The sequence below is a fragment of the Streptomyces sp. NPDC052109 genome (genome assembly GCF_040680195.1).
In the GTDB taxonomy this organism is placed as follows: Bacteria; Actinomycetota; Actinomycetes; order Streptomycetales; family Streptomycetaceae; genus Streptomyces.
In genome coordinates this window covers 26,835-34,418 of record NZ_JBFAWF010000045.1, presented here as the reverse complement: position 1 = coordinate 34,418, position 7,584 = coordinate 26,835, and the positions used below count along the sequence as shown (strand labels likewise).

5 protein-coding genes and 2 pseudogenes are annotated in these 7,584 nt (G+C 69.5%); 1 reads left to right on the top strand and 6 read right to left on the bottom strand.

The features are described from left to right. The 6 genes and pseudogenes from AB0L59_RS41610 to AB0L59_RS41585 form a co-directional block, all read right to left on the bottom strand. Positions 1–374: pseudogene (locus AB0L59_RS41610) on the bottom strand (GTP cyclohydrolase); the annotation flags it as partial. A gap of 186 nt (positions 375–560) precedes the next feature. Beyond that, positions 561–1,607: a zinc-binding dehydrogenase gene (locus AB0L59_RS41605; RefSeq protein ID WP_365593237.1), complete on the bottom strand. Its 1,047-nt coding sequence runs from the start codon at positions 1,605–1,607 to the stop codon at positions 561–563. A 220-nt stretch (positions 1,608–1,827) separates the two neighbouring features. Continuing rightward, complete coding sequence (locus AB0L59_RS41600; protein WP_365593234.1) at positions 1,828–2,901, bottom strand: hypothetical protein; 1,074 nt, start codon at positions 2,899–2,901, stop codon at positions 1,828–1,830. Then, on the bottom strand, positions 2,898–4,067 hold the full coding sequence (locus AB0L59_RS41595) for a DUF4331 family protein (RefSeq protein WP_365593231.1): 1,170 nt from the start codon (positions 4,065–4,067) through the stop codon (positions 2,898–2,900). The genes AB0L59_RS41600 and AB0L59_RS41595 overlap by 4 nt, the downstream gene beginning before the upstream one ends. A 35-nt stretch (positions 4,068–4,102) precedes the next feature. Continuing rightward, positions 4,103–5,431: a Dyp-type peroxidase gene (locus tag AB0L59_RS41590; RefSeq protein ID WP_365593228.1), complete on the bottom strand. Its 1,329-nt coding sequence runs from the start codon at positions 5,429–5,431 to the stop codon at positions 4,103–4,105. A gap of 129 nt (positions 5,432–5,560) precedes the next feature. Beyond that, positions 5,561–6,184, bottom strand: coding sequence for a hypothetical protein (locus AB0L59_RS41585; protein WP_365593225.1), 624 nt, complete (start codon positions 6,182–6,184; stop codon positions 5,561–5,563). A 523-nt stretch (positions 6,185–6,707) separates the two neighbouring features. Between AB0L59_RS41585 and AB0L59_RS41580 the strand changes: the two are divergent. Continuing rightward, positions 6,708–7,481: pseudogene (locus tag AB0L59_RS41580) on the top strand (alpha/beta fold hydrolase); the annotation flags it as partial. Positions 7,482–7,584 lie beyond the last annotated feature (103 nt).

Genomic DNA, 7,584 nt, shown 5'->3' with positions numbered 1-7,584 from the left:
AGCTTGTTGTAGAGGCCGATGCCCCGGCCCTCCTGGCGGAGGTAGAGCAGGACCCCGCCGCGGTCGGCGATGCGCTCGACCGCCTCGCGCAGCTGGGGGCCGCAGTCGCAGCGGGCCGAGCCGAAGACGTCGCCGGTCAGGCACTCGGAGTGCAGACGCACGAGCGGGGTCGGGCAGGGGTCGGACGGGCCGAGGATGACGGCCACATGTTCGTGGCCGTCGGCGAGGCTGTGGAAGGTGACGAGGTCGGCGGTCACCGTGTAGCCGTCGCCGAAGCGGAGTGGAACCGTCACACGGGTGCGGACCGTGGCCGTCGGCAAGCCGGCCGTATCGCTGCTGTCGGTGGGTTCGGTGGTGTTGCGTGAGTCGCGCATGTCGGTTGTCCTGGGCGGCGGTTGCGGGTGTCGGTCGCGTGATGGGCCGCGCCGCTGTGGCCCGTCGATCAGGCCGAATGCGCCGCATTCGGCCTCGCTCTGCGCAGCCCTGATCCTCGCGGGCCCCGCCGGCCGCACGTCTCCGAAGAGTGCACGGCCGGCACGCTCGTGTGCTCGGGCGAGTCGTCAGGGCACGAGGATGAGCCGGATCGGGTTGCCGATCTTCCGCTCCAGGCGGTGGATCGCCTCGTGGGCGTCGGCGAGGGGGATGTGGTCGGTGATGGACGGGGCCAGGTCGAGACGGCCGCTGCCGGCCAACCGGATCAGCTCGTAGACATGGTCGAACGAGGATCCGTAGTGTCCGTACACCTTCTTGTTCTTCAGGTTGAAGGTCATCTTCTCGGAGATCGTCAGCGGCTCCGTGGTGATACCCACCAGGACCAGCGCACCATGGTCACCGAGAAGCGGCGACGCTTGCTCCCGGACCCGGGGAACGCCCGCGAAGTCGAAGGCGTAGTCCAGCCCCAGTCCCTCGGTGGCCCGCAGCACGGCTTCGGTGAAACCGGGGTCGGTGGGGTCGAGCGCGATGTCGGCGCCGAACGCGAGGGCTCGCTCGCGTGCTCCGGGCAGCGGGTCGACGGCGATGATGGGCGCGGCGCCCATCATGCGGGCCAGCCGGACGGCGTGAGCGCCCACTCCGCCGACTCCCCAGATGCCCACCGACCGGGCGGAACGCACGTGCACGGTCTCGACGAGCGCCGCGTAGGAGGTGGAGACGGCGTCCGGGATGATCGCCGCCTGGTCGAAGGGAAGTGAGTCGGGGATGGGGACGACGGTGTCCTCGCGGGCGATCGTGTACTGGGACCAGCCACCGTCGTAGTCGACGCCGCGACCGCGGAACTGCGTGCACGTGCCGCCCCTGACACAGGTGGCGCACTCGCGGCAGGGCTGTCCCGCCTGCAGGGCGACCCGCGTGCCGACGGACAGGTCCCGCTTGAGGCCGGGGCCCAGGGCATGGATGACACCGGAGAGTTCATGCCCGAGGGTGAGCACATTGGACTTCAGGTGCACCGGCGAGATGCTGCCGTCGATGAGGTGGAGGTCGGAGAGGCACACTCCGGCCGCCTTCACCTCGATCAGTACTTCGCCCGGTCCCGGCTCGGGGACCGGAATCTCCTCCACGAGGAACTTCTTCGTGTCCAGGTGGACGCGTCCTGCCAGCATGGTGTCCATCGTTCTGGGCCTTCTTGAGTAGTGGTTGCGGCTCCGGGCTGCAACGGCCCGTGGAACCGCAGACGAGTGAGGGAGGTTGCGAGGGGCCGAGGGTGAGGGCGTCGCCCGTCGAGGCCTCGCGCCGCGCCTGCCCTCGGCGGGCTGGTGCGGGGCCGGCCGTACGCACCCTCTGACGTCCGGCCGACCCCGTCGGTGCCCCGTGACCGCCGCCGCTCGGCGGCTACGGAGCAGTCTGTGCGACCCGGTTCTGCGCGAGGACAGCGCGCTGGAACAGGGCTTGGGCCCGGTGGGTCTGGCGGAACGCCAGGTTCTGCAGGGCCAGTTCCAGCCCCCTGCCGGTGTCGGCACCCACGCCGAGCCAGAAGTCGGCCGCATGGTCGGCGTAGGCCTCCGGGTGACGCAGCACCAGTTCGTCGTAACGTGCTGCCGCACGTTCGCGCCACTGTTTCGCCTCATGGACGCGGCCGACTGTGTGCAGCGCGGTCGCGAGATGGGCGGCATACTCGGGGTCGTCGCTGGACCGGGTGAGGGGGCGGAGGAGTTCGACGGCGGTATGAGCGGATCCGCTCAGCAACTCGAGCTCGGCAAGGTGGCCCAGTGCCGGCACGTAGCGGGGCACCCGGCACCGCGCGGCCTCGTAGCAGGAGCGGGCCGCTTCGATGTCGCCCTCGCGGTGCCACATCACACCACGCCGGAAGTCCAGCTGGGCCAGCGGAAACGGCGAGGTCCCCTGGTAGTGGCTCCGAGCCTCGTCGAACAGGCGCTCCGCCTCGGTGACCTCCCCCCGGTCCGCCTGCAGCACGGCGAGCGCGCCGAGCGTCGTAAAACTGCTCTTGCGCTCCGCCGCTGTGCGGATCAGGGCCATGGCATCCGCGTGGCAGCCGAGGGCCTGCAGGATGACGGCTCGTTCCGCGTCCAGTGCGGTCGCGTCCGCGCCGCTGCGGCCCGCCGCGCTGAGGTCGGCGGCGGCCTCGGCGAAGCGGTGCAGGGTCGCCCGCGACCTGGCGCGGGCGAGCAGGGCCGTGCCGTCTTCGGGGGCGACGTGCACGAGCCGCTCGGCGAGTTCCGCGGCACGTTCGTAGTCGGCGACGCGGCCCAGGAGGTGACCTCGGAGGTTGAGCAGGTCGATCAGTGCCGCCCCCTGGGGCACCGCCGAACGAACCCCTTGCGCCTCCCCCGTGGCCGTACGGCTGAGCCGTACGGCCAGGCCATCGATCTGCGCGTGCAGATTCATCACGGCGATGGTGCCGCTCGTCGTGACCGGCTCGCACACCTGGGGAGACGCGCCGGTCATGCTGCTTCCTGAGGGGGCATCATCGCCGCCAGGCGGGCGCCCAGGTCCGGCGGGGTCGGGTTGGGGGCGTTCAGGTAGGGGAAGGTGTGGGTGGCCGGCTTCGTGGCCTGGTCGACGCCGTCGCTGAGGCGCTCCCCGTCGACGCCGCCCACCAGCAGGGTGTACAGGGTGTCCACGATGTCGTCGTTGAGCGATCGGCCACCGCAGGTCGTGTGGGGACGGCCGGCGGCCAGGGCGGTCTCGATCTCGAAACAGCCGTCCTCGGAGAACGGCTTGGACAGGTCGACGACGAGGAAGTCCGCGAGCAGCAGTTCGGTCAGCGGGTGAGCACCCTGCTCGTCCAGCGGCCAGTCGGTCTTGCCGTCCAGGCCGTCGAACCAGGCCAGGTTGGCGTTGAACCGCGCGCGGTAGGCGGCGGCGTAGTCGGGCCGGATGTTGAAGGTGTCTTCCTCGTTGTAGAGGTCGCGGATCTCCAGATCGCGGTTGACCGTGTCGTACTTCTTGCTCGACAGGACCACGTTCTTGATCTCCGGCCGGCCCATGCGCTCCAGCTGGATCGGGCGTCCACCACCGGCCGTCAGGGTCTCGCCGACGACCGCCACCAGCGAGCCGGCGGCCGGGCCGAGCACGGCGGCGTCGACCTCCAGGACGATGCTCAGCACGTTCAGGTCCTCGAGGACGTTGGCGGCGTCGGGCCTGAGGGACAGCTTCCCGGTGATGTCGGTGGCGATCACGCCCACGAAGTCGATGAAGAACGGGTCGAGCCGCGACCCGGCGAAGATCTTCAGTCCCTCTGCCTCGGTGGGCACCTCGTTGCCGACCTGGAAGGCGACGGTCCGGCCGCCGGGCGCCCGGCAGGTGCCCGTCTGCACCAGGGTGTCGGCGCCGTCGAGCTGCTCGGGGACGTCGAAGGTGAAGTCGAAGAGGTACTCGTCCTCACCGACGTGGAACGCCGCACCGGCGCCTTCGCTCGCGGATGTGATCGGCCGGACGCGGAAACGGTGTGTGATCACGTCGGAGAACAGGGCCGTAGGGGCCGAGGCCGGGAGCACATTGAGGACGAGCACCAGGTTCCCCGGCCGCTCGGGGCTCGGGAAGGCGTACACGTCGCAGATGTCGGATGCGGGGTCCGCGATCACTCGCGGCCCGGAGAAGTGGTCAGCCATGGGAAGTTCCTTGTCGCTATCGCTCGTGAGAGATGTCAGGTGTCGAGATCGGCGATCCAGCGCAGCGCCGAGAGTCCGGGCATGAAGCAGTACTCGCCGCCCCGGTTGACGACGAACGGCGGAAGCCCCTTGAAGCGGCGGCGGATCGGCTCGCGCGGGACGGTGAACCGGCCGTCCTCGTTCCCGCCGATCAGCGGGTCCTTCTCGTCGGGGGCCCCGATGAACTTGCCGTCGTTCAGCCACTGCCGCTGGACGAACTCGAACTGCCGCGCAAGGTGTGCTCCGACGAAGGCGAACATGATGCCGCGGTCGGCGCCGTCGTCCTCCAGCACGTCCTTGGGCAGCGGCGGACCGTAGGTCGTACCGCGCCTGATCATGCGGTGCAGGCGCACCTCACCGGTGACGACCGCGTCTCGCGGGTTCATCCGCCGGGCGTGTGCCCCCACCGGGCACTTGAGGCCCTGCGGGTCGTCGCCGTACATGAAGTCGTTGTTGCGCGCGGGATCGGCGCCGAGTTCCGGATCGTCCTTGTCCGGGGCGAGTGCCAGCGGGGCGCCACTGGGCCAGCGGCCGACGAACTTCGCCGCGATCAGCTCTTCGTCCGCGGGGTCCTTGGCGCGGTCTCGTATGTACTGGCGGAACTCCGCCACTCGCGTGTGCAGCTTGCGGAAGACGACGTACGTTCCGTTACGGCCGAGCACCTCGGGCTGTGGGACGGGTGCGACGCCGCCGGTCTCGTCCTCGTATCCGAGGACGAACTCCCCTGCCTTGAGTGGAACTTCGCGGGGATTGGTCCCCGGGATCCCCGTGCCCTCGATGGCCGGCTGACCGATGCCGTCCCGGAAACCGAACGGTTCCTTCTCGTCCGGGCCGACGTGCACGTCCTGCTGCCATACGGGGACGACGCCACGAAGATCGCGCAGTGCGTCGCGGGTCAGGAGGACGATCGTCTCGAGACGCGCGGCGTCCGGGGCGAGTGCGGTGAGGACGATGTGCACGTCTTCAGAACCGAGCGGGCCCTCCCAGTTCTCCGGTGCGCTGTCCCCGACGTCCCCGAGTTCGTCCGCTCGCGCGGCCATCCCCTCCTGGAACTCGGCCGGGAAGGTGGCCAGTGATTCCTCTGGCACTCCCAGGGCCCTGAGGCCCTGGAAGCTGAGTGCCACCGCGAGCGAGACCTGACGCCGGGGGTCGAACGAGGCGACCGAGTCGAGCACGGGTGTGAGCCGCCGCAGCAGCTCGCGTCCCTGCCGCCGGTCGTCGATGCGCAGAGCAAGGTACGAGCCCGCATAGGGCGTCGGCCGGGGCTCCAGAGCGGCGGCCTGGATGTCGTCGAGTTGCAGGGCATGGCCCTTCTCGATGGTCATGATGCCTTCCAGAACTGTCTTGCGTGCGTGAAGTCGTCACGCGGGCCGTGGAGGGGGCGGTGGTGGCCCCTGCCGGAAAGGGGGCGGGAGGTGTCGCCCCCTTTCCGGGGTGTGAGGCGGACCTGTGGGTCAGGCGGCGGCCTGGGCGAGGAGCGGCTTGAGGGCCGGGTGCGAGAGCGCTTCCTCGGCGGCGGGGTTGTCCAGGACTTCCTGGAAGGCGTCGTTGACCTGCTGGGCCTTGACCACCTGCGGCATGGTGAGGGGGCCGAGGGGGTTGAAGTAGGAGGCGGCCTGCTCCTGGCCGTCCTGGAGGATCTTCTTCAGGCGGGCGGTGGAGTTGCGGACGTTCTCGGCGAAGTCCTCGCGCTCCATGTCGGTGAGGGCCTCCATGCCGCCGGCCTCCTGCACCCAGGCGAACAGGTCGTCCCACTCGGTGGTGTGCTGCAGCCAGTCCGCGAAGTGCTCGAAGCCCACGGTCAGGATCGCGTCGTCGACGTAGGGGTCCCACTCGGTCTCGAACGTGGTGGCCCACAGCAGCCGCTTGCCGCCGTCGAAGATCACGTGCCGGGTGTCGCGCAGGCCGGTCTTGATGGTCTGCGCGGGGTCCTGGCGGCGCAGCTCCTCGACGAACCGCTGAACGGCGGCTCGCAGCTCCTCCTCGTGGCCCGCCTTGACGGTGAAGTAAGTGGCCAGTTCGGAGACGACACCGTCGGTGCGGCCCTTGCCCGCCTTCTTCGTGAGCGTAGCGGTCATGGTTTCCTCCAATGGGGACCTTGTGCATGAATGCGGTGGCATTCAACGACTTGTGCGGATAGTCGCGAGATCTGCCTTTTCGCGACCCCCGTGTGAGACAGATTGACTCACAACCTATCTATGAGTCAACTTGTCTCACTGTGACCTGGGTCACACAACGGACATAGGCGCACGGTGCGCTCGCCAGGGACGCGCCCACCGACCGACGCATCCACCACCCCGGACGTCTTCGACATTCCCGTACGGCGTACGGTTCACCGACAGGGCAACTTCCATACGTTGTACGGCTTGCAGCCGATCCGCCGCCCAGCAAGATCAGAGGTCCTGTGCTGTCGAGCAATGAGCCAGCAGGCTTCGTCGAGGCACCTGACGGCACGCTCGTCCACTTCGTCGACTTGGACTGCATGCCGAGGCACCGCGCACGGAAGTGAACGACCCGGTCGTCCTCATTCACGGTCTCGGATGCGACTGGCGCCACTATGCGCGCCAGATCGGCTGACTCGGCCACGCTCGGCGCGTCGTCGCGGTCGACGTGCGCGGCGGCGGAGGCAGGACTCGCTGGCCCCGCCCGGGCTGGACGACTGCGGACATGGCGGCCGACGTGCACGCCGTCGTCACACGGCTCGGCCTGCGCCGCCCCGCCGTCGTGGGCTGCAGCATGGGCGGGACGATCGCCCTCCAGTACGCGCTGGACCGTCCCGAGGACCTCAGCCGTCTCGTCGTCGTGGCCTCGTTCGGCTGGTTGCCGGAGGAGATGTCCGGGAGCGTCGACGCGCAGACGGCCTTCATCAGGTCCCACACCCTGCGCGAGATCGCCGGGGAGCGAGTGGGAGCGTCGTTCACCGAGGATGCCGACCAGGCCGTCAGGGCGTGGATGATCGACATGATCGCCGGCGGCGACAAGGAGGGTTACGAGACTCAGGCGCGAGCCACGCTGTACTTCGATGTCAGTGACCGCCTCCACCGCGCCACTACGCCATCGCCCAGGTCCCGGAGAAGTTCAACCTGCTCCTCGCCGACGCGCTCGGAATTCCGGCGGATTTTGTCCCTGCACGGTAGGTGCCTTCATGGCGAGTACGACGCCGACACGGGCGGCTCAGGTCTGCGCGCAACTTCGCGAGGCGATCTTTCAGGGAAGCCTGCTCCCGGCCGGCGGTGGCGGCTGGTGGGGCTCGCGCAGCGGTTCTCGGTGAGCCGGTCCCTGGTACGCCGGGCGCTGACCCGCCTGTCCGAGCAGTACCCCGGCCCTGCGAGTAGACGGCACGACGAACAGCGAGTGGTTCTCCGTCGCCGGTGAGCACCAGCGCCTGGTCGAGGCCGCCTCGGCCAGGGACGCCGACGCGGCGGCCGAGCCGCGGGGCTCAGCGCCGTACGCATGCGTGGCTCCGGCCGGCGAACGG

What these genes read in the sequence shown, in the direction of transcription:
- AB0L59_RS41605 (WP_365593237.1), bottom strand. Translation starts at nt 1,607, where the DNA reads ATGGACACCATGCTGGCAGGACGCGTCCACCTGGACACGAAGAAGTTC.
- AB0L59_RS41595 (WP_365593231.1), bottom strand. Translation starts at nt 4,067, where the DNA reads ATGGCTGACCACTTCTCCGGGCCGCGAGTGATCGCGGACCCCGCATCC.
- AB0L59_RS41600 (WP_365593234.1), bottom strand. Translation starts at nt 2,901, where the DNA reads ATGACCGGCGCGTCTCCCCAGGTGTGCGAGCCGGTCACGACGAGCGGC.
- AB0L59_RS41590 (WP_365593228.1), bottom strand. Translation starts at nt 5,431, where the DNA reads ATGACCATCGAGAAGGGCCATGCCCTGCAACTCGACGACATCCAGGCC.
- AB0L59_RS41585 (WP_365593225.1), bottom strand. Translation starts at nt 6,184, where the DNA reads ATGACCGCTACGCTCACGAAGAAGGCGGGCAAGGGCCGCACCGACGGT.